Raw genomic sequence first — 20,748 nt, 5'->3', positions numbered from 1 at the left:
TGCAGGCCTGCGACGCTTTCGATAGCTATTCCGCGCGGCGACAAAAAAATGCGGGCCCGGAATGGGCCCGCCAAAATTTAACGGGCCGGGAGGAGATATACGAAGAGACGTGGCCCGTCAAAGCAAAACAGACAATCACTTCATCCGTCGAAACCGGCACGGAAAGAAGCGCTGGAAGAAGGCTTCATTGTGGACTTCGGTGGAAAAACTGCCATTCGGGAAACTACCTGCCGCGGGCAGGGAATCCACGCACGGCCGGCCACGGGTCCGGCCGCGCGTGGCGCTCAGGCCCGGCCGCCAGGCATATGGGAGGCGTCCAGGAATTTGTCGTAATAGATGTTTTCGCTGCGCACGCCAGCCTCGGTAAGGCGTGCTATGGCGCTGTCGATCATGCCGGGCGGACCGCACAGGTAGGCGTGGCTGCTGGCCAGATCGGGGACCGCGGGCAGGAGAATGTCAGTGCAGCGTCCGCGCAGGCCTTGCCAGTCGCTGTCCTCCGGCTCCTGCGACAGTACCGGGATGAAATTGAAATGGCCGTTGCCCCTGGCCTTGATGTGTTGAATATCGTCCAGGCAATACAGGTCGTTCTGGGTGCGGGCACCGAACACGAAAGTTACCCGGCGCCCGAATCCTTGCATGGAAACCTGCTCCAGCAGGGCTTTGACGGGCGCCAGGCCGCTGCCGCCGGCGATGCACAGCATGGGCGCCTCCGATTCGCGCAGCCAGAAGCTGCCGAACGGGCCATTGACGGCAACCCTGGCGCCTTCGCGGTTGGTTTCGTGCAGCCAGGAGGACATCTGTCCGCCAGGGACATGGCGAATGAAAAAGCTGACCTGATCCACGGGGGCATCCCCGGGCGCGCTTGCGAAGGAATAGGAACGCGCCTTTTCGATCACGCCGGGAATGGAAAGCTCGGCGTACTGGCCCGGCAGATAGGCGGGCAGCGGTTCATCCAGGCGCACCCGGATCTCGAGGATGTCATGGGTCAGGGGGCGCGACAGGGCGATGCCGCCGACCACGCTTCTGGCGGGCGACAGGGCCTGATTTTCCTCCATGCACACCTCGATCTCGACGTCGCTGCGCAGGCAGGTCTGGCAGGCCAGGATCATGCCCGCATCCAGTTCCTTCTCGTCCAGGACGTAGCTGAAGTCGTTGAGGGGTTTGATCTTGCCGCTGGCCAGGCGGGCGCGGCACTGGCCGCAGGAACCCACGCGGCAGTTGTGGGGCCAGGGCAGGCCGGCGTCCAGCGCGGCCTTGAGGAGGTTGTCGCCGGCCTTGACCTCGACAGTCTTGCCACTGGGCGACAGCTTGGCGGTAAAGGGCCCTTTGCGGGCGAACAGTCCGAACACGTCACGACTCCTTCTGCATAAGTGGGCATCGCCCGGCTGCATGCCAGGCGATGCCGGGTTGCCTCACTGATAAACCACGTCGCCCTTGAGGGAGTAGAGGATGCACAGGATTTCGTCGCGCTCCCGCTTGCCCACGTTGTGCTTGTCGAGGGCCTTGAGCACGTCGTCGCAGACGGCCACGAATTCGGTGTCGTTGATGTTCATGCCCTTGTGGGTGGTGAGCATGTCCCTGCCGGTGTAGGTCTCGGGACCGCCGAACCCGGCGCAGCACATTTCGGTGACCAGGCGCTTGACCGTGGCCGGGTCGCTATTGGCGTAGCGCTTGTTGACCAGCGGATTGCTCACGTGGTTGTTCCAGATGTCCTCGACGATGGCCTCGATTCCGGGGCGGCTGCCCAGGCGCTCGTAGAGGGTGGCGGTGTCCTGTTGCAGGGCGGTTTCGGTGGGTGCGTTCATCTCGATCTCCTTGGGTGGCTGGGCAGCCGGACCATTCCGGCCGCCCGAAGTCGCGCCTGGCGGCGCGGGGGATTACATGGCGTAGCTGACTTCCAGCTTCTCGCCGCTGATCGCCTCGGGCGACACTTCGTAGCCCACCTTGCGATTGATCGCGGCGGCGATCTTGCGCTCCTCGGGGCTGGCGAAGTCGCGGTCCCAGATGGCCAGCTTCTTCTTGTAGACCGCGTGCCACAGGGGCGGAATCAGGGCCAGGACGAACTCGGTGTAGTAGCCGATGCGGGCATTGGGGGCGCCGCTCGGGGTGGACGGATTGCCCACGCTGGTCAGTTCCCAGAAATGGGTTTCGCCGCGGTCATGGTGATCCGCCTGGCGGCCGATTTCGATGAAGGCCCAGCTGGTGAAGGCATTGTCGTTATCCCAGGAATGGCGGTATTCGATGGGCTCGCCCTTGACCCGGATCAGGCCGTAGTGCTCCATGTAGTTGAGGGCCTCGAGCTCGAAGTTGGAGATCACCCACACCACCAGCATGACGGCGAGGCCAATCAGCAGGCCGTTCTCGCCTCCCGCCAGGTAGCCGGCGCCGAGAAACAGGGCCACGGTGGGCAGGCTCAGGAGATAGCCGCGGATCCAGCGATTGGAAAGCGAGAAGAAGGATTTACCCATCCGCTTGAGGCGCTTCTTCTCGGTCATGATGCCGAAGTAGGACTGGCCGATATGGGAAATCACGAAGTGCTTGTACAGGCTGCGGCCGCGGGGCGCGGTGGCGGGGTCGGTGTCATCCCCCATCTTGTTGCCCTCGGGTCCCATCCAGGCACGCCCCAGTTCCAGATGATGGTTGTAGACGTGGGCGAAGCAGAAATGGGCGGCGCCCGACAGCGCCATCATCGCGCGCGAGATGAGGAAGCTGAAGCCCTTGGTGTGGGACAGCTCGTGCCCGAACATGATGCCTAGGCCCTGATGCATGCCCACGGAGAGGGTGGCGCCGATCAGTTGCAGGCCGGTGAGGCCGCTCTGGTATTCGTATCCGTTCCACGTCATGGTTTCGACGGGGGCGCCGGACGCGTACTGGAACACGCGCCAGGCGAGCGCGATCTGCAAGGCGATGAAGCTGAACAGCTGGGCGTACATCATCAGGTTGAGGAAGGCGGGCGAGCCCACGGGCTGGCCTTTTGCGTTGGTGGCCGCACCCTTGGTGTGGAAGGCCGAGCTCAGGGTGTCCAGCATGATGTTCAGGCCGAAAATGCCCACGCCCAGCCAAACCCAGTCCCCGCCCATGAGCACGCCCAGGAGGCAGGCAAGGATGCCCAATGGGGTGTAGAGATAGACGAGATGTCCGAAAATCAGATTGCGCATAGTCTTGCTCCTTTCGTTTTCGATAGTGTTCGGGATCGAGACGGGCCGCGCTATCCCGATGGCATGGCGCAGTCCGTCTGTGGCGTATTTATAGGGTGAAACGGTAGGCGGGAAAATCCGCAGTACTACGCGCGGATACGTGGTTTTACGGGGGTTCGGGAAAGTTGCCCGGCTGCGGGGCGGCGGGGGTCGCAGCGTTGGATGCGGCCGTCGGAGACGTCGATGCCTCTCAGCCTTTCGGTACGGCCTGCACGACCATCTCGATGAGCTGTCCGAGGGAGTGCGCGCCCATTTTTTCCATGATGCGGGCGCGATAGCCTTCCACGGTACGTACCGACAGCCCCAGTTCGTAGGCGATGACCTTGTTGGGCTTGCCGTGGCGCAGCAGATCCAGTACTTCCTGTTCGCGCGGGGTGAGCGCGGACAGGTTGCGGGTGGTGTGGTTGCACTGGTCCTGCTGCTCCCAGATCGCATGATATTTTTCCAGCGCGGCATGGATGGCATCCAGCAGGGTCTGGTCGTTGAAAGGCTTCTGCAGGAACTCCAGTGCGCCGGCCTTCATGGCCCGCACGGCGACGGGCACGTCGCCGTGCCCGGTGATGATGATCACCGGCAGGTGGACGCCTTGCTCCTGCAGCCGGTCCTGCAGGTCGAGGCCGCTGATGCCGGGCATGCGGATATCCAGCACCAGACAGCCGCGCATGGCGGGATCGCAGGCCGACAGGAATTCCTGGGCCGTGGCGTAGGTGCGGGCGCTCAGGCCGACCTGCTCCACCAGCCAGCGGATGGCGTCGCGTACCGCCGGGTTGTCGTCCACCACGTGGACCACGGGTTTAATCGCAGGAACGGATCGCATGCGCTTGATCCTCATCGCCAGGCAGCGTGAAACAGAAGGTGGCGCCCTGGTCGGAATTGCCTTCGAGCCAGAGCCGGCCGTTGTGGGCCTCGATGATGCTCTGGCTGATGCCGAGGCCGATGCCCAGGCCGTCGGGTTTGGTGGTGAAGAAGGGCTCGAACAAACGGTCCGCCACTTCCTGCGGGCAACCTCGCCCGCGGTCGTGAATCTCCATCCGCACCCCCCGTATGCCTTGGCGGCGGGCCTTGATCAGCAGTTGCCGGCGCGGCTCCTCGACGCCGGCCATGGCATCCATGGCGTTGCGCGCCAGGTTGAGCAGCACCTGTTCGATCTGGATCGGATCGGCCAGCACCCTGGGCAGGTTGCGGGCCACCGCCAGTTCGACCCGCACACCGCTCTGCTGGGCATCGGCGTGGATGAATCCGGCCACTTCCTGTATCACCTCTTTCAGGCAGACACGGCGGCGGTTCATGTCGCCCTTGCGGGCAAAATGGCGCAGGCGCCGGAAAATCTCGCCGGCCAGTTCGGCCTGGCGGACCACCTGCTCCAGGCCGTAGCGCGCCCGCTCCGCGCTGCCGTCCGGACCCGTGAGGACACGCAGGGCGGTCTGGGCGTAGGTGGTGATGGCGCACAGGGGCTGGTTCAATTCGTGGGCCAGGCCCGAGGTCATTTCGCCCAGGGTGCTCAGGCGCGCCACGTGCGCCAGCTCGGCACGGTGCAGGCGGTCTTGCTCCTCGGCTCGCACCAATTCGGTGATGTCGTGCCCGGTGGAAATGAAATGGGTGACGCGCCCCTGATCGTCCTTGAGCGGGCTGATGGTCTTCATTTCGTGGTACAGGCTGCCGTCCTTTTTGCGGTTGATGAGGACGCCCCGGTATACGCCGCCGGTGCCGATGACCTGCCACAACTCGTCGTAGAACTTGTCGTCGTGCAGGCCCGAACGCAGGAAATAGGTTTTCTGCCCGATCACCTCTTCCTTCCGGTAGCCGGTGAGGGTTTCGAACGCGGGGTTCACATACTCGATGAAGCGCCCGCGGTCGGTGATGATGACCGCGTCGGCGGCCTGCTCCAGGGCCCCCGACAGCTTGCGCATATGGGCATCGGCCCGTTCCCGGCGCAGCTCGCTGCCCACCCATTGGGACATGAGCTTGAGGATCTCGCGGTCGGCCGAGCTGAAGGGCTTGGGGCGCGGGCTGGGGCTGGCGAAACAGAGGGTGCCGTAGAGTTCGTTCTCGACCTGGACGCGCACCCCGATGTAGGCCTCCAGCCCGCCCCGGGTATAGCTGGGGTGATCGCGCCATTCGCTGGCCCCGGCATGTTCCAGGGCCACCGGCTCGTTGGAGAGCACGGTGCCGCCGCAATAGGTCTGTCTCAGTTCGCGGGTGCCGCCCACGGGGAACAGGCCCTCTCCGCCCACCGAGTCAAGCACTCTGAATATGTCGCCGTTGACCTGGGAGAGGATGCCGATGGGCAGGCCGAACTGCTCGCATCCCAGCTTGAGCAGGCGATTGAGCTTTTCTTCCAGGGTCAGGGAACGGTCCGAGCTGATCTCGTGAAAACCGCGCAGCACGGTGGCATGCAGGCGCAGTTCTTTCTCGGCCCGGCAGCGCTCCCGCTCCGCCCGTATGCGGTCGGTGACGTCCTGCATGATGAGCATGATGCCGCGCTGGCCGGTGCGGTAGGTCAGGGGGGTGCAGCCTGTCTCCACGAAACGGGGCGTGCCGTTGGCGGAGTGGAACTCGAATACCTCGGGCCCGGGGCGCGGGCCGTGCGACGCGCAGCGGGTCAGCAGGGCGCACAGCCGTTGCCGTTCGGCGATCGGGAATAGATCGCCGAGCAGCCGCCCCAGCGCGCCGCGTTCCGCAACGCGCAGCGTGTCCTGGGCCTGCCGGTTGAGCGTGAGGATTGCGCCGGCCGGATCCACGGTCACCACGCCGATGGGTGCGTGGTCGAGCAACTGATCCAGGTAGTGGGATGCCTCGGGCTGCAGCAGGGGCAGTTTCTCCAGACGGATCTGGGCGGAAGACAGGGCGTTCTGATAGCGGATGCGCAGGCGCCGCCGCTCGGCCGCCTGGCGCAGGATTGCCGGCAGGCCGTCCGGTTCGTCGGTGGGCCAGGGCGTCACCTCGTTGCCCAGGAAGGGGCTGAACATGAGGGTGCGTTTGAGCTGATCGCAGTCGGCGGGGCGGCTGAGGATGAGGATGGGGATGTGCTTGTCGTGCACGTGGATGCGCTGGGCTACCCGCACCGGTTCTTCCAGGGCCATTCCCAGGACCACTGCGTCCACCGGCAGGCCGCCGCCTTCCATGTGGAGGAACAGGCTGTTCTGGTCGTCCAGGGTCTCCACCGCCAGCACCGGACGCAGCCGGCTTTTCAGCAGCCGCGCCAGCGCCCGATCCACTCCTACCAGGCTGACCAGTCCGGGAATCTCGGCGGGCGGCACGGTCATGGCTCGTCGGACTCAGTCCGTGAGTAGGGGCTGGCCCATGAGAGCACGGCCGATCCACACGCGCAGGATATCGGTGGTGGGGGACATGAGATGGGCGGCACGGGCATCCCGCAGCAGCCGGTGCAGACGCGAGCCGCTGCGGTACCCGATGCCGCCGCACAGGGTCATGGCCTCATTGACCATCGCCACGGCGCAGTCGGCCACCTCCACCTTGGCCGCCATCACCGCCATCAGGGCGTCAGGCTCGCCGGCGTCGAAGCTGGCGGCGGCATGGTAGGTGAGCCTGCGGGTGCGTTCGAGCATGCCCCACAGGGTACCGAGGCGATGCTGCAGCACCGAGGTCTGGGCCAGGCTGGAACCGGTATGGGCGTGATAGCGGCGCATGAGGTGCTTGCGCGCCTCCTCCAGGGCGGTGGTGGCCACGCCCAGGAAGGTGCCTGCCATGGCCATCAGGAAGTAGGGCGTCACCACGTTGAAGATGTACCAGATCTGGTCGCCTTCCTTGCCCAGCAGGTTGCTGTGCGGCACTTCCACCCCGTGCAGTTCCATGGAGCGCGAGGAATTGCCGCGCATTCCGAGGCCATCCCAGGACTGCCCCCATTTCAGGCCGGATGCGTCGGCGGGCACCACGATGCAGGAGAACTGCCCCACCGGCGCGTCCGGGTCTGCCGCCACCGCCGACACCACATAGGAATCCGCGTGGCCGCCGTTGGTGACGAAGGTCTTGGTCCCGGTCAGGCTGTAGCGCTCGGCACTCAGGGATTCCAGGCTGGTCTGGGGCAGGTAGAAATGAGCGCCGGTGCCCGCCTCGCTCAGGGACAGGGTGGTGATGTGCCGGCCTTCGCAAATAGGCGCCAGAAAGCGGGCCTGCTGGTCCGGGGTGGCATTGGCCGAGATCACCGATGCGCCCACGCTGTGCATGCCGAAGCAGATGGCGGTGGAGGCACACTCCTGACCCAGTACCTCGCACACCCGGGCCAGGGCCAGCAGGCCGTGGCCCTGGCCGCCATAGGCCGCAGGCACCACCAGGCCGCCGAATCCCGCCTGTTGCAGTGCGCGAATGCCGGCCTCCGGCCAGCGTGCGTCGCGGTCCACCGCTTCGGTAGCGGGGGCCACCACCTCCCGGGCAATCTCCTGCGCCTTGTGCAGCAGGGCTTCGAGGTTTTTCCCGGTGCCCGTCGACGCCCTGTCGGTAACCCGATCGCGTATCGATTTCACCTGCATGGGCAGTCCTCCTGCATGGGGCCGCACCGGGCGGCGAGTTGGGGTTGGCCGGTCCAATGCCTTCACCCCGGCCTGTTTGAGGGGCCGGGGTGAAGACATTGCCCGCGATCAATGATGCTCGATGAGCGAGAAGCTCCGTACTTTTTGTATTGGCTCGATACGGTTTGCATTGGTTCCCACTACGCAGTTGCCGCCAGCGTCGCAGCCCCAGATATGATAAGCCTTGAAGTTGTGCAAGTCCTCGGGAAGTTGGTCGCGGTGCGGCATTTCCCGGGCGATGAGTTTGTCCTGGCTGCCTTCCTTGAGCATCTGCTGGCGGATGTTGGCCAGTTCGGACATCAGTTCGGCAGCTTGCTTGCCGTCCCAGTAGCCCATGACGCGGCCGGCGTTGGTCTTGATTTCGTCGCTCATGTCGTTCCCCCTTAAAAACGGTCTGCGATCATGCGCAGCACCGCCCTAGGGATGACCCAGTTGCTGCCCTGCTTCTGTTCCTGGACGGCAACGAGCAAATCGTCCCGCGAGAAGTGGATGCCCTGGTCCGCAGCGAGGCCGCGATAGAGCTGGATGAAACTTTCCTTGTCCGGCGTCTGGTCGAGCTTGGCCAGCAGGCTCTGGTCGTTCATCACGACCTCGCCAAACTGCTTGATGGATTTTTCGAACGGACGGGCCAGCTGGTCCCTTTCCATAGCGGTTTTGAGCATGTCGATCTCCTGTGTACCCCAAATTTACAGTACTGCCGAGCCCATTTGATCCTGCGGGCCCGGACCCCGTCCGCGCGGGCGATCCCGCTGCGGCAATCCCCGTGTTGCGGGGATGTGGGGGAGACTCTACCGACCTCGCGCGTTCAAGATAATCCGAATGTCTACGCCCGGCCATGCGTAATTGTACGCATGGCCGGCGCGCCTTCCGGGTCAGCTGGCCTCGATGCGCAGAGCCTTGGCCGGGCAGGCGGCCACCACCTGCCGCACCTGCTGTTCGCTGGCGTTTTGCGGCTGGATCAGGAACTGGCCGTTTTCCACCTTGAATACTTCAGGCAGGGTCTTTACGCAATTGCCGCTGTGGCAGCAAGCCTGGTCGTCCCAAACAACTTTCATGGTGTTTTCCTCTTTCTCTGGTGAATGGAATGGATTCCCGCCCATCGTCGGGTACCCCGTGCATTCTTGAACCTGGGCGGGGGAATGCCTATTGGGGAAAATACTTGGCCGGCCGCGGGATACTGCGTGGCCGGTGCGGCGCTCAGGCCGTCGGATCGTACATGTCGTGCGTGATCGCGTGGCGGTTGGCGATGAGTTCATCGATGGATGGCTCGTCGGCGAGGGCACGCCTGATTGCCAGTTTGGTGGCCTCGTAGTTGGTGCGGTAGAGATCCTTGTGGTCCAGCTTGGGGTCGCTGGCGCAGCGGGGATCGATCCACACCAGGCTGACGATGCACAGGTCGTTGACCTGATCCCGCGGCAGGGTACCGTCGATGACGCAGTCCAGCACGGCGTCGGCGGTGGCGGCCTGCACGGTGCCGCCGAACAGGTCCACGTAGGCCATGCTTTTCATGGTCACCTTGGGCACCATCAGCGTGGCTGGGCGCACCTGCTGGTTGCAGGCACGGATGGCGAACATGCGGGTATGGCCGGCGGTCTGCCCCATCATGTTGGCGAAGGCGTGCCCCACGGGGCCGTCCACGCTGCCGATGAGGATTTCCGGCATGGCGTCGGTGTACTGGCCTTCCCTGGCCAGGACGGTGGCCTCGCCGGTCTTGAAAACGATTTTGTTCATGGGGTTCCCTTTACAAAATGGGCCGCGGCCATGGGGGCGGCGGACGCGGTGCGGTTCGGGCGCGAGGCGCAAAAGCTTCTGGGTGAGCCGCGCCGGTTGCCGCCGTTCAGGGACGGCTGTTGCCGATGCTCTCCATGTAGAAATCGCTCGGATCCTGCTTCGGTACGGGATAGTTCTCGCGCGCCCGGCGAGCGTCGCGCGCCAGCGCGTCGATATTGTCTCCGGTCAGGGTCTTCATGAACGCGACGAGATCCGCCTTTTCTTCTTCCGTCAGATTGAGCGGAAAGATCAGGGGAGATTTGTCGGGGTTGTCCACGCCGCCCTTGTTGTAGAACTCGACGACCGCCTCCAGGCTGGAGAAAGCACCATCGTGCATGTAGGGCGCGGTGATGGCGACGTTGCGCAGGGAGGGGGTCTTGTACGCCCAGCGATCCTTGGGATCGAGCGTGACCTCGTAGCGTCCGACGTCGGGCAGCGGTTTCTCGAAGTCGTCCAGTTGTTCGTCGCTTACGTCCACGAACACCCCCGGCGCAAGCTGTACTTTGTGAGTGGTCTTTACCGGAGCCATGCTGCGTTGCCAGCCGTGTCCCGTGTTGTAGAACTTGTGGTCGGTGAAGAGGGCGTGCTTCTCCCCGACGGTATGGCAGGCGATGCAGCTTCCCTTGCCGCGGAATACTTCGAATCCTCGCTGCTCCCTGGTGTTGAGCGCATTCTTCTCGCCGCCGTAATACCAGCGGTCGAAGCGGGAGTTTCCCGACACCATGGCGCGCTGGTAGCTCGCCAGGGCGAATCCGATGCGCTCGGCCGTCGCTTCGCCGCCGAAAGCGGCCTCGAACCGCCCTTTGTATTCGGGCATCATCTTGATCTTCTCGACGACGTAGCCGATGGACGGCATGTTCATCTCGTTCTTGGCGAGCAGCGGTGCCCAGACCTGATCCTCGAGATGGAGTTCGCGGCCTTCATGGAACAGGCTGCGCTGGTAGCCGACGTTGTACATGGCGGGCGAGTTCCGGCGAAGGCTGCGTCCCTGCAGACCGATGGCGGCTCCCAGTTCGTGCGAGGTGAAACCCTGTTCGGGGACATGGCACATGGCGCACGACATGACGTTGTTGTGCGACAGGCGGCGATCCATGAAGAGTTCCCGGCCCAGATCGATCTTTTCCTGGGTCAGCGGGTTGGCCTTGGGAATGAACAGCGGGGGCAGGCCCAGCGGAGGCGTCGGGTTGATGGGGGTGCCGGCCGAGATGGCGAGCGGGAGCAATAGACCCGCGGTCGCGAGCCCGATCAAAAGGATGTTTTTCATTTCAGTGCTGCCCCGTCTTCGAGAAGGAGAGTCAGAATGTCGTTGTAAACGACGTCCGGATTCAAGTATGAAGCTGTATAGATTTCACGCACATCTCCGGCGCGATCTATCAGGAAGACCTTCAATACGTGGCTCATGGTCCCAAGCGGTTGCCCGGTTTTGGGATCGAGATCGAAATACACATCCTGCCGGTATGCGTCCAGGATGGGAATCAGTTCGCGCAGCGAGGCCGTCGTCAGAAAATCCCACTGTATACCCTTTGCGGCGTTCGCATTCGCGCCGGCATAGAGCTTGAGCACTTCGGGCGTATCCCGCTCGGGATCGAACGAGAGACTGACGAGCCGGGTTTTGCCGGTGAGTTGGGGTTGCTCGCGTTCCATCCGGCTCTTGATCAGGTGGAACACCGTATAGGCGTAGGGGCAGCCGTTGGGATCGGCGCAACTGGAGTAAATGAAAGACAACAGGGTAACCTTGCCGCTGCCAAAGGAATCGGCGAGTGCACGGACGCGGCCTTCGGTATCCAGAACCTGGCCGCTGGCGGCGTGCTGGATTTTTTGCAGGGTATAGGTTCCTGGCGGATGGATTTCGTAATCGAAAATCAGTTCGCCGCTTGCATTGGGGTCTTTGACCGGGACGGCGGCCGCATGGCTAGGCAGAGAGGCGCAGGCCAGGGAAAGCGGAAACAGCAGAGACAAAAGAGACTTGAAAACTCCCCCCCCCCCGCGAGGGGGGGGGAGTGCCCGTATCACGATATTGGCACTCTGGTATGACATGACAACCTCTTGGTGTTTATTTGCTCAACAGATCGGTCAATGCAAGCTTGTTCTGCGTGCTTGCACCGTCGAGCCTGGCCTGGAGAGGCTGCAGCTCTTTCAGGTTGATTGCCTGGAACTTCATGTGGTGAGCGCGACCGAGCTTTTCCTTGTAGAAATCGATCGAGAACACTTCGGCAAGTTTCTTGCCATCCCAGTTGTACATCTTCAGGAGTTGCTCGTCACCCTTGCCCTTCTTGTCCCAGTTGCCGAGCAGCGAAGTGGTGAAATACACACGCTTGCCGTCGAAGGATTGCGACACCATGTTGACCTGCGAGGCAATTTTTTTCTTGTAGGTCATCTTCGGTTTCATGGGATTGGAGAAATCCCAGTACTGTGTCACGCCATCCAGGAAGGTGTTGGCCCACAAGCCCTTGCCGTCGGCACTGAGCGAGATGTCGACGGGCAATGGAACGGGGCTTTCGGTCTTGATGGTGCCCACGTCGTAGGCCTGCCATTCCTTGCTGCTGTCCTGCTTGACGACCCACAGCTTGCCGGTCAGCGCAGCCGCGGTAACGGCCCAGTTGTCGCCCTCCTTCAGCGACCAGCGGATTTCCAGCGGCGCACCCGGTACTTCGAAGACCTTCTTCGGCTTCAGGGTCTTGGCGTCCCAGATCGCCATGGTCTTGCCGAAATGCTTCATCGCCTCGGGGTCCTTGACCAGCTTGCCCATGTCCATCATGTAGTTGTTCCAGCCGGTGAAGCTGGAGGTCAACAGCACGTTCTGCTGCGGGTTGATGCCCAGATCGTAGCCGTAGCCGTCGGCGTACACGCCATTGAAGGTGCCGGTCGGCATGTCGATCGTGTTGATCAGCTCGCCGTCGTTGTTGTAGACGACCAGACCGGTGCGGCCGCCGTGGTCCTTGGTGTTGGACAGCGCCTGGATCAGCATGCGGCCCGGCAGGGCGTAGAAGGTGTGGGGGCCGACGAAACCGGTCTTCTCGGCGAAGTCGGTGATCGTCTTGACCAGCTTTGGCTTGGCAGGGTTGCTGTGAATATCGAAGATGAAGATTTTGTTCGAATCGAGCGCACCCGCCCACATGTAGCGGCGGTCGTCGGTGAAGCCCATGTGGTGCGCTTCGCCGCGGTCGCCCGTGGAGAGAGTGGCAATGATCTTGCCGAAGGTCTTGGAACCGGGGCGGACGTCGACGGTGACGAGCTTGTCGGAACCGTCGCCGATGCCTTCCACGCCCAGTGTCCACACGTAGACGAGGTCTTCCTGCCCCTTGATCAGCGGGGTGAAGGGCGAGTTGCAGGTCTCGTCGGCATGCGAGAGGCTGGGCAGGGCGGCAACGCCCAAAGCGACAGTGGCAGAAACGGCGATCGCCAGGGTTTTCATGGAAAAACGGTTGTTTTCTTTAGTCATGTCAGTCTCCTTTTAAAATCCACAGAACATTGATCAAAGCCTATAGGAGCCGCGCTTCCGGAAGTCGGAGTGACGACCGGGATGGACGAAGCTACTCCGCATCGTTATAGCAACTCCCATGCCAATATTTTTGTTGCTTTAGGATCAATCGATTACAGGTGTCGCACAGGGTTTTCCCGTATGCGGTGCGGGACGGACTGGATTTCAGGGGCGTGACAATATGTCGCGAATCCGGACTGTGCGCCGGATGCGGCCGGACGTGACAGAGTGTCACGCCTTTGAGCCGGGCGAATCATGCCGGTTTCTGGAAATGGCTTTTCAAGCTCTTGATTGATATTGGAAATTGTTGATCCGTCCGGGATGGGGGCGCGCGCTGGCATGCGTATTGCTGATATCGGCGCAATCCCTATCAGGTGTTTTCCATGTCTCAAGAATCCGCCCCCCGCAGCGATCAGGCCGGCCTGCTGCCGGCCTTGCACCGGCTGCAAGATCAACTCGGTTACATCCCCGATCATGCCGTCGCCGATCTGGCCAGGACATATAACGTGTCGCGCGCCGAGGTCGAGGGCGTGATCGGCTTCTACCACGATTTCCGTCGCACGCCCCCGGGACGCAGGCGCCTCCAGATGTGCCGCGCCGAGTCGTGCCAGGCCATGGGCGCCGACGCGCTGGCCGCGCATGCCTGCGGCAAGCTGGGCGTCGGCTTCGGCGCCACCACGGCGGACGGCGCGATCACACTGGAAGCGGCCTATTGTCTGGGCAATTGCGCCTGTTCCCCGGCGCTGATGCTGGACGGTAGGCTATACGGCCGGGTCGATGCCGAACGGCTCGACGAGCTGCTGGCGGAAGGCGGTGCGGCATGACAGTGCGCATCTTCATTCCGCGCGACTCCAGCGCGGTTTCGGTAGGGGCGGAGGCGGTGGCCGCCGCCGTCGCGGCCGAGGCGGCGCGGCACGGCACGCCGGTCGACATCGTGCGCAATGGTTCGCGCGGCCTGTACTGGCTGGAGCCGCTGGTCGAGGTCGAGGTGGCCGGGCAGCGCATCGCCTACGGCCCGGTCGCGCCGCAGGACGTGCCCGCCCTGTTCGACGCCGGCTGGCTGCGGGGCGGTGCGCACGCCTTGTGTCACGGCCCTTGCGAGGATATCCCCTATCTGAAGCAACAGGCGCGTCTGACCTTTGCGCGCATGGGTCGCACCGATCCGTTGTCGCTCGACGACTATCGTGCCCATGGCGGCCTTGGCGGCCTGGCGCGAGCCCTGGCGCTGGCGCCCGACGACATTGTCGGCGCCGTCGAAGCGTCCGGTCTGCGCGGCCGCGGCGGCGCGGGCTTTCCCACCGGCATCAAATGGCGCACGGTGCTGAACGCCGGCAGCGGCCAGAAATACATTGTCTGCAACGCAGACGAAGGCGACTCCGGCACGTTCTCCGACCGCATGCTGATGGAAGGCGATCCCTACTGCCTGATCGAGGGCATGGTCATCGCCGGCCTCGCGGTGGGGGCGGACACCGGCTACCTCTACCTGCGCTCGGAATATCCGGATGCCTGGGACGTTCTCGAGGATGCCGTCATCAACGCCATGCGCGAGGGGGTGCTGGGCGACAACGTGCTCGGTTCGGGTCGCCGTTTCGTGCTCAATCTGGTCAAGGGCGCCGGCGCCTACGTGTGCGGCGAGGAGACCTCGCTGCTGGAAAGCATCGAGGGCAAGCGCGGCCTGGTGCGCGCAAAGCCGCCGCTGCCCGCGCTGCAAGGCTTGTTCGGGCAGCCGACCGTGGTCAACAACGTCATCACGCTGGCCAGCGTGCCGTGGATCCTGGCGCACGGCGGCGCTGCCTATCAGGCATACGGCGTCGGCCGGTCGCGCGGCTCCTTGCCGTTTCAGCTCGCCGGCAACCTGAAGCGCCCCGGCCTGGTGGAAGTGCCGTTCGGCGCCACCCTGCGCGAGCTGCTGTACGACTACGGCGGCGGTTCCGCCAGCGGCCGGCCGATCCGTGCAGTGCAGGTGGGCGGCCCGCTCGGTGCCTACCTGCCCGCGTCGCGCTTCGATCTGCCGCTCGATTACGAGGCCTTCGCTGCGGTTGGCGCAACGGTCGGCCACGGCGGCATCGTCGCCTTCGACGACAGCGTCGACATGGCGAAGATGGCGCGCTACGCCATGGAATTCTGCGCCATCGAATCCTGCGGCAAATGCACCCCGTGCCGCATCGGCTCGGTGCGCGGCGTGGAACTGCTGGACGGCATGCTGGCCGGGCGGGCGAAGCCGGGCAACGACGACGCCCTGTTGCGCGATCTATGCCAGACCATGCTGGAAGGATCACTTTGCGCCATGGGCGGCATGACCCCGTATCCGGTTCTGTCCGCCCTCGATCACTATCCCGAGGACTTCGGCCTGGCGCCGAAACAAGAGGAGGCCTCAGCATGAGCCTGCATTGCCGTCACGACCGGGGCACCCCGGCACGCACGTCCACCCAGCACGTCACCCTGCGCATCGACGGGATCCCCGTCCGCGTGCCTGCAGGAACCTCGGTCATGCACGCGGCCGCCGAGGCCGGCATCGACATTCCCAAGCTGTGCGCCACCGAACAGCTGGAAGCGTTCGGCTCCTGCCGCCTGTGCGTGGTGCAGGTGAAAGACCGGCGCGGCTTCCCCGCTTCCTGCACCACGCTGGTGGAGGAGGGCATGGAGGTGACCACGGAGAACGACGCCCTGTTCCGCCTGCGCCGCGGCGTCATGGAACTGTATATTTCCGACCACCCGCTCGATTGCCTGACCTGCTCCGCCAACGGCAACTGCGAACTGCAGGACATGGCCGGCCGCGTCGGCCTGCGCGAGGTGCGCTACGCCGACGGCGACAACCACCTGGCGGAGACGGCGGATGTCTCGAACCCCTATTTCGCCTACGATCCCGCCAAATGCATCGTCTGCTCGCGCTGCGTGCGCGCCTGTTCCGAGATCCAGGGCACGTTTGCGCTGACCACCACCGAGCGCGGCTTCGAGTCGCGCATCGCAGCGGCGGGCGGCGACGATTTCCTGTCCTCCGAATGTGTCTCCTGCGGCGCCTGCGTGGCGGCCTGCCCGACGGCGGCGCTGATGGAGAAGTCGGTGATCGAGCTGGGCCAGCCGCAGCGCAGCGTCACCACCACCTGCGCCTATTGCGGCGTCGGCTGTTCGCTCAACGCCGAACTGCAGGGCGAGAAAGTGATCCGCATGGTGCCGGACAGCAAGGGCGGCGCCAACCATGGGCATGCCTGCGTCAAGGGCCGTTTCGCCTGGGGTTATGCCACCCACGCCGACCGCATCACCGCGCCCATGATCCGCAAGTCCATCCGCGACCCGTGGCAAACGGTGAGCTGGGAGGAAGCCATCCAGTACACCGCTTCGGAATTCAGGCGCCTGCAAGCCCGGTACGGCGCGGAATCCGTCGGCTCCATCACGTCTTCCCGCTGCTCCAATGAGGAAACCTATCTGGTGCAGAAGCTGACCCGCGCCGCCTTCGGCGTGAACAACGTGGACACCTGCGCGCGGGTCTGCCATTCGCCGACCGGTTACGGCCTGAAGCAGACCCTGGGGGAATCCGCCGGCACCCAGGATTTCGATTCGGTAATGCAGGCCGACGTGATCCTGGTGATCGGCGCCAACCCCACCGACGGCCATCCGGTGTTCGGCTCCCGGATGAAGCAGCGCCTGCGCCAGGGCGCCAAGCTCATCATCGCCGACCCACGCACTATCGATCTGGTGGATACCCCGCACGTCCGTGCCGCCCATCACCTCAAGCTGCGGCCCGGCACCAACGTGGCCCTGGTCAATGCCTTGGCTCACGTCGTCGCCACCGAGGGCCTGGTGGACGAGGCTTTCGTGGCGGCGCGCTGCGAGCCGGAGGCTTTCGCCAAGTGGCGCGCCTTCATCGCCGATTCCCGCCACAGCCCTGAAGCCAGCCAGGAAATCAGCGGCGTGCCGGCGGCAGAGGTGCGCGCTGCCGCCAGGCTATACGCCACCGGCGGCAATGCCGCCATCTACTACGGCCTGGGCGTCACCGAACACAGCCAGGGCTCCACCATGGTCATGGGCATCGCCAACCTGGCCATGGCCACCGGCAACATCGGCCGGCCCGGTGTGGGCGTAAACCCCCTGCGGGGCCAGAACAACGTGCAGGGATCCTGCGACATGGGCTCCTTCCCGCATGAATTGCCCGGCTACCGCCACGTCTCCGACGACGCCACGCGCAAGCTGTTCGAATCCGCCTGGGGGGTGGCGCTGTCCGGCGAGCCCGGCCTGCGCATCCCCAACATGTTCGATGCCGCCATCGCCGGCAGCTTCAAGGGCCTGTACGTGCAGGGGGAAGACATCGTCCAGTCAGACCCCAACACCCGGCACGTTACCGCTGCCATGGAGTCGCTCGAATGCCTGGTGGTGCAGGACCTGTTTCTGAACGAGACCGCCAAGTTCGCCCATGTCTTCCTGCCCGGCGCCTCTTTCCTGGAAAAGGATGGCACCTTCACCAATGCGGAGCGGCGCATTTCCCGCATCCGCAAGGTGATGCGCCCTCTGGCGGCCTACGCGGATTGGGAAGTGACCCAGATGCTGGCCAATGCCCTGGGCTATCCCATGCACTACACACACCCGTCCGAGATCATGGACGAGATCGCCAGTCTCACCCCGACCTTCCACGGCGTCAGCTACGCCAGGCTGGACGAACTGGGCAGCATCCAGTGGCCGTGCAACGAGGCCCACCCGGCCGGCACGCCCACCATGCACGTGGAGGCGTTCGTGCGCGGCAAGGGACGCTTCATGCTCACCGAATACGTGGCCACGGACGAGCGCGCCAGTCGTCGCTTCCCGCTGCTGCTGACGACCGGGCGCATCCTGTCCCAGTACAACGTGGGCGCCCAGACCCGGCGCACCGCCAATACCGTCTGGCATCCGGAGGACATTCTGGAACTGCATCCGCTGGATGCGGAGGACCGCGGCATCCGCGACGGCGATTCGGTCGGCGTGCAAAGCCGCGCCGGCGAAACCGTGCTGCGTGCCAGGATAAGCGAGCGCATGCAGCCCGGCGTGGTTTACACCACCTTCCATTGGCCCGGCTCGGGAGCCAACGTGGTGACCACCGAGAACTCGGACTGGGCCACCAACTGCCCCGAATACAAAGTGACCGCCGTGCAGGTTTCCCGCGTGGAGCACCCCTCTGCCTGGCAACAGCAGTTCGCCCGTTTCAGCGCGGAGCAAATGGCCCTGCTGGAGGCGGAATCGAAGTCGAAGACGGCCCATGCGCCCGTGTGATCTACCCGAGCCGGCCTTGATCATGCCGCCCGCCCTGGTGGAAACGGCCACCCATAGCGGTGGCGTGGGGTGCGTGGACACCGTGCCGGAGGAGGTGCCGGTGGCGTTGTCGTACAACGGCATTTCCCATGCGGTGATGCTGGCCAGTCCGGCCGATCTGGAGGAGTTCGGCCTCGGCTTCAGTCTGAGCGAGGGGATCCTCGCGCATGCCGCAGAACTGTACGACCTGGAGTTGGAACTGGGCGAACGCGGCGTCGTCGTGCAGATGCGTATCGCTGAAGAGCGCCTGGCCGCGCTCAAGCACCGTCGCCGGGCGCTGGCTGGGCGCACCGGCTGCGGACTGTGCGGCGTGGAAAGCCTGGAACAGGTGGCGCGCGTGCTGGCGCCGTTGCCGGCGGAACCGGCCATTGCGGCTGCATCGCTGCAAAAAGCGCTGGTCCACCTGCAGCAAAACCAGCCGTTGCATGCCAGCACCGGCGGTGTGCACGCCGCCGCCTGGGCCGATCCGGCAGGCAACCTGCTGGCGGTACGCGAGGACGTCGGCCGCCACAACGCGCTGGACAAGCTGATAGGCGCGCTGGCGCGCGAGCGCCGCGATCCGCGCACCGGCTTCGCCCTCGTCACCAGTCGTGCCAGCTTCGAAATGGTGCAGAAAGCGGCCGGCGTCGGCATCCCGATGCTGGCGGCAGTATCCGCGCCGACCGGCTACGCCATCCGCCTGGCGCGCGAATGCGGCCTGACCCTGGCCGGCTTCGTGCGCGACCGGCGCTATACGCTGTACGCGCATCCCGAACGCATCATCGAATAAACAAGGAACAAACGTTCATGAATATCGAACACCTGATCCGGATGGCCAACCAGATCGGCACCTATTTTGCGGCCGAACCCGACCGTGCCGTCGCACGCGATGGCGTGGCCGATCATCTGGTGCGCTTCTGGGAGAAACGTATGCGGCAAAATCTCTACGCCGGTTTCGACCAGGGCACCGCGACAACGCTCGCGCCCCTGGTCAGCGAGGCGCTGACCGAGCATCGCGAACGCATTCTGGGTAAAGCCGCATGAGCCTTGCCTTCGTCGCCCTGGGCGGCAATCTTGAGCGTCCCGCCGCACGCCTGCTCAAGGCCATGGGCGAACTGGACGATCTGCAGCAGACCCGCCTGCTGCGTGCCTCCTCGCTGTATCGCACCGCTCCGGTGGGGTACGCCGGGCAGCCCGACTTCGTCAACGCCGTGGCACTAATCGACACGGCGCTGCCGCCGCGGGCGCTGATGGCCGCGCTGCTCGCCTGCGAGGCCCGCCATGGCCGCGTGCGCGGCCAGCACAATGGCCCGCGCACACTGGACCTCGACCTGCTGCTCTACCAGGATCGGGTACTTGAAGACAGTTTCGTCACGCTGCCGCATCCACGCATGCACGTGCGTCCGTTCGTGCTGGTGCCGCTGCTGGAAATCGCGCCGGACTGCGTCATCCCCGGACACGGGGAGGCCCGTGTGTTGCTTGCCGCCTGTCCGGATCGGGACGATGCGAAGCGCATCGAGCGCGTCGCTTTCGATTGGGGTTTGCACACCCTACGCCGGATGGGGAAGGGCCTGATTGCATCGGCGCTGCCCCTGTAACAGCCCGAAGCGGGGCGGACGCGCGTCCAATTCCGTCGATCGCCGTGTCTGTCGCTGACGAGCCAGAGCAGAGGCAGCCGACGCGCCGGACTCGGCGCTGAAAATAAATTAGAATGTGGGCCTGTCAAATTTTCAGGCCCGGAAGCCTTTTCCGCCGCCGCAACCCTGCGACCCACATATAGCCATGCCAAAACATGCCTACCACGGCAGGCTTTCCGTGGTTGTTCCCGTCAAGAACGAGCAGGACAACGTCGAGCCGCTGGTGCGCGAAATCGCGGCTGCGCTGTCCGGCGACACCGCGTTCGAAATCATCTACGTCGACGACGGCAGCACCGATGCCACGCAGGCGCGGTTGCAGTCGCTGAAGAGCGAATTCCCGATGCTGCGGGTGATCCGTCACCGTGAATCGTGCGGGCAGAGCCGCGCGGTGACGACCGGGGTCGGCGCGGCGCGTTACGAATGGATCGCCACCCTGGACGGCGACGGCCAGAACGACCCGGCCGACATTCCGGCGCTGCTCGCCCAGCTGGTCAACCCGGCGCAGCCGGCCAACCTGGAACTGCTGGCGGGCTGGCGCGCCCGCCGCAACGACACCTTCCTGCGCCGCCTGTCGTCCAAAATTGCCAATGGCGTGCGTTCGCGCATGCTCAAGGACAAGACACCGGATACCGGCTGCGGCCTCAAGCTGTTTGCCCGTGAAACCTTTCTGCAGTTGCCCAACTTCGACCACATGCACCGCTTCCTCCCGGCGCTGGTGATGCGCAACGGCGGCGCGGTGGTATCGGTTCCGGTCCGTCACCGTGCCCGCGAGCGCGGCAGTTCGAAATATGGCGTGCACAACAGGCTGTGGGTAGGCATCGTCGACCTGTTTGGCGTCGCCTGGCTGCAGCGGCGGGTGCGCCTGCCGGCGATCG

General features: G+C 64.5%; 20 protein-coding genes. 7 read left to right on the top strand and 13 right to left on the bottom strand.

All coding sequences use genetic code 11. The annotated features are described in order from the left end of the window. Positions 1-284: 284 nt before the first annotated feature. The 13 genes from BGO62_RS08385 to BGO62_RS08325 form a co-directional block, all read right to left on the bottom strand. The gene (locus BGO62_RS08385; RefSeq protein ID WP_296641220.1) at positions 285-1,349 is read right to left on the bottom strand and encodes a 2Fe-2S iron-sulfur cluster binding domain-containing protein; all 1,065 of its coding nucleotides are present in this window, start codon (positions 1,347-1,349) and stop codon (positions 285-287) included. 63 nt (positions 1,350-1,412) lie between these two features. Then, positions 1,413-1,805, bottom strand: a complete 393-nt coding sequence (locus BGO62_RS08380) for a group 1 truncated hemoglobin (RefSeq protein WP_296641218.1) — start codon at positions 1,803-1,805, stop codon at positions 1,413-1,415. A 72-nt stretch (positions 1,806-1,877) separates the two neighbouring features. Beyond that, complete coding sequence (locus BGO62_RS08375; protein WP_296641217.1) at positions 1,878-3,158, bottom strand: fatty acid desaturase; 1,281 nt, start codon at positions 3,156-3,158, stop codon at positions 1,878-1,880. A gap of 229 nt (positions 3,159-3,387) precedes the next feature. Continuing rightward, the gene (locus tag BGO62_RS08370) at positions 3,388-4,014 is read right to left on the bottom strand and encodes a response regulator transcription factor (protein ID WP_296641216.1); all 627 of its coding nucleotides are present in this window, start codon (positions 4,012-4,014) and stop codon (positions 3,388-3,390) included. Continuing rightward, on the bottom strand, positions 3,992-6,463 hold the full coding sequence (locus tag BGO62_RS08365) for a PAS domain S-box protein (protein WP_296641213.1): 2,472 nt from the start codon (positions 6,461-6,463) through the stop codon (positions 3,992-3,994). Before BGO62_RS08365 ends, BGO62_RS08370 begins: the two co-directional genes overlap by 23 nt. A 12-nt stretch (positions 6,464-6,475) precedes the next feature. Further along, the gene (locus tag BGO62_RS08360; protein ID WP_296641212.1) at positions 6,476-7,687 is read right to left on the bottom strand and encodes an acyl-CoA dehydrogenase family protein; all 1,212 of its coding nucleotides are present in this window, start codon (positions 7,685-7,687) and stop codon (positions 6,476-6,478) included. Between the two features lie 108 nt (positions 7,688-7,795). Continuing rightward, complete coding sequence (locus BGO62_RS08355; RefSeq protein ID WP_296641209.1) at positions 7,796-8,098, bottom strand: hypothetical protein; 303 nt, start codon at positions 8,096-8,098, stop codon at positions 7,796-7,798. A gap of 11 nt (positions 8,099-8,109) precedes the next feature. Beyond that, entirely contained in the window at positions 8,110-8,388 is a 279-nt protein-coding gene (locus BGO62_RS08350) for a Nif11-like leader peptide family natural product precursor (protein ID WP_296641208.1), read from the bottom strand. 210 nt (positions 8,389-8,598) lie between these two features. Next, a complete protein-coding gene (locus tag BGO62_RS08345) occupies positions 8,599-8,781 on the bottom strand; it encodes a (4Fe-4S)-binding protein (RefSeq protein WP_296641207.1) in 183 nt (60 codons plus the stop codon). A gap of 142 nt (positions 8,782-8,923) precedes the next feature. Next, positions 8,924-9,457, bottom strand: coding sequence for a formaldehyde-activating enzyme (gene fae / locus BGO62_RS08340; RefSeq protein WP_296641204.1), 534 nt, complete (start codon positions 9,455-9,457; stop codon positions 8,924-8,926). A gap of 106 nt (positions 9,458-9,563) precedes the next feature. Then, the gene (locus BGO62_RS08335) at positions 9,564-10,760 is read right to left on the bottom strand and encodes a cytochrome c peroxidase (RefSeq protein ID WP_296641202.1); all 1,197 of its coding nucleotides are present in this window, start codon (positions 10,758-10,760) and stop codon (positions 9,564-9,566) included. Next, positions 10,757-11,455: an SCO family protein gene (locus BGO62_RS08330; RefSeq protein WP_296641200.1), complete on the bottom strand. Its 699-nt coding sequence runs from the start codon at positions 11,453-11,455 to the stop codon at positions 10,757-10,759. Before BGO62_RS08330 ends, BGO62_RS08335 begins: the two co-directional genes overlap by 4 nt. A 94-nt stretch (positions 11,456-11,549) precedes the next feature. Next, complete coding sequence (locus BGO62_RS08325; protein ID WP_296641196.1) at positions 11,550-12,938, bottom strand: selenium-binding protein SBP56-related protein; 1,389 nt, start codon at positions 12,936-12,938, stop codon at positions 11,550-11,552. Positions 12,939-13,360: 422 nt separating this feature from the next. Here BGO62_RS08325 and BGO62_RS08320 point away from each other — a divergent pair, with 422 nt between their 5' ends. The 7 genes from BGO62_RS08320 to BGO62_RS08290 form a co-directional block, all read left to right on the top strand. Then, a complete protein-coding gene (locus tag BGO62_RS08320) occupies positions 13,361-13,801 on the top strand; it encodes a formate dehydrogenase subunit gamma (protein WP_296641194.1) in 441 nt (146 codons plus the stop codon). Next, positions 13,798-15,360 (top strand): formate dehydrogenase beta subunit, encoded by a 1,563-nt coding sequence (locus tag BGO62_RS08315; protein ID WP_296641190.1) that lies wholly within the window; start codon positions 13,798-13,800, stop codon positions 15,358-15,360. Before BGO62_RS08320 ends, BGO62_RS08315 begins: the two co-directional genes overlap by 4 nt. After that, entirely contained in the window at positions 15,357-18,218 is a 2,862-nt protein-coding gene (gene fdhF / locus BGO62_RS08310; protein WP_296641188.1) for a formate dehydrogenase subunit alpha, read from the top strand. Before BGO62_RS08315 ends, fdhF begins: the two co-directional genes overlap by 4 nt. A 22-nt stretch (positions 18,219-18,240) precedes the next feature. Continuing rightward, complete coding sequence (fdhD, locus tag BGO62_RS08305) at positions 18,241-19,026, top strand: formate dehydrogenase accessory sulfurtransferase FdhD (protein ID WP_296641185.1); 786 nt, start codon at positions 18,241-18,243, stop codon at positions 19,024-19,026. Positions 19,027-19,043: 17 nt separating this feature from the next. Continuing rightward, positions 19,044-19,280 carry a formate dehydrogenase subunit delta gene (locus tag BGO62_RS08300; RefSeq protein WP_296641182.1) on the top strand — a complete coding sequence of 79 codons (237 nt, stop codon included), beginning with the start codon at positions 19,044-19,046 and terminating at the stop codon, positions 19,278-19,280. Next, positions 19,277-19,834 carry a 2-amino-4-hydroxy-6-hydroxymethyldihydropteridine diphosphokinase gene (folK, locus tag BGO62_RS08295; protein ID WP_296641181.1) on the top strand — a complete coding sequence of 186 codons (558 nt, stop codon included), beginning with the start codon at positions 19,277-19,279 and terminating at the stop codon, positions 19,832-19,834. Before BGO62_RS08300 ends, folK begins: the two co-directional genes overlap by 4 nt. A 217-nt stretch (positions 19,835-20,051) precedes the next feature. Continuing rightward, positions 20,052-20,748: glycosyltransferase family 2 protein (locus tag BGO62_RS08290; RefSeq protein ID WP_296641178.1), on the top strand; the 697-nt coding region annotated here is incomplete at its 3' end.

Origin of the sequence: Thiobacillus sp. 65-1402 (genome assembly GCF_001897685.1) — a bacterium.
Classification (GTDB): Bacteria; Pseudomonadota; Gammaproteobacteria; order Burkholderiales; family Thiobacillaceae; genus Thiobacillus.
Note: the sequence above shows the minus strand (reverse complement) of the source record. Positions and strands in the feature narration are given on the sequence as shown.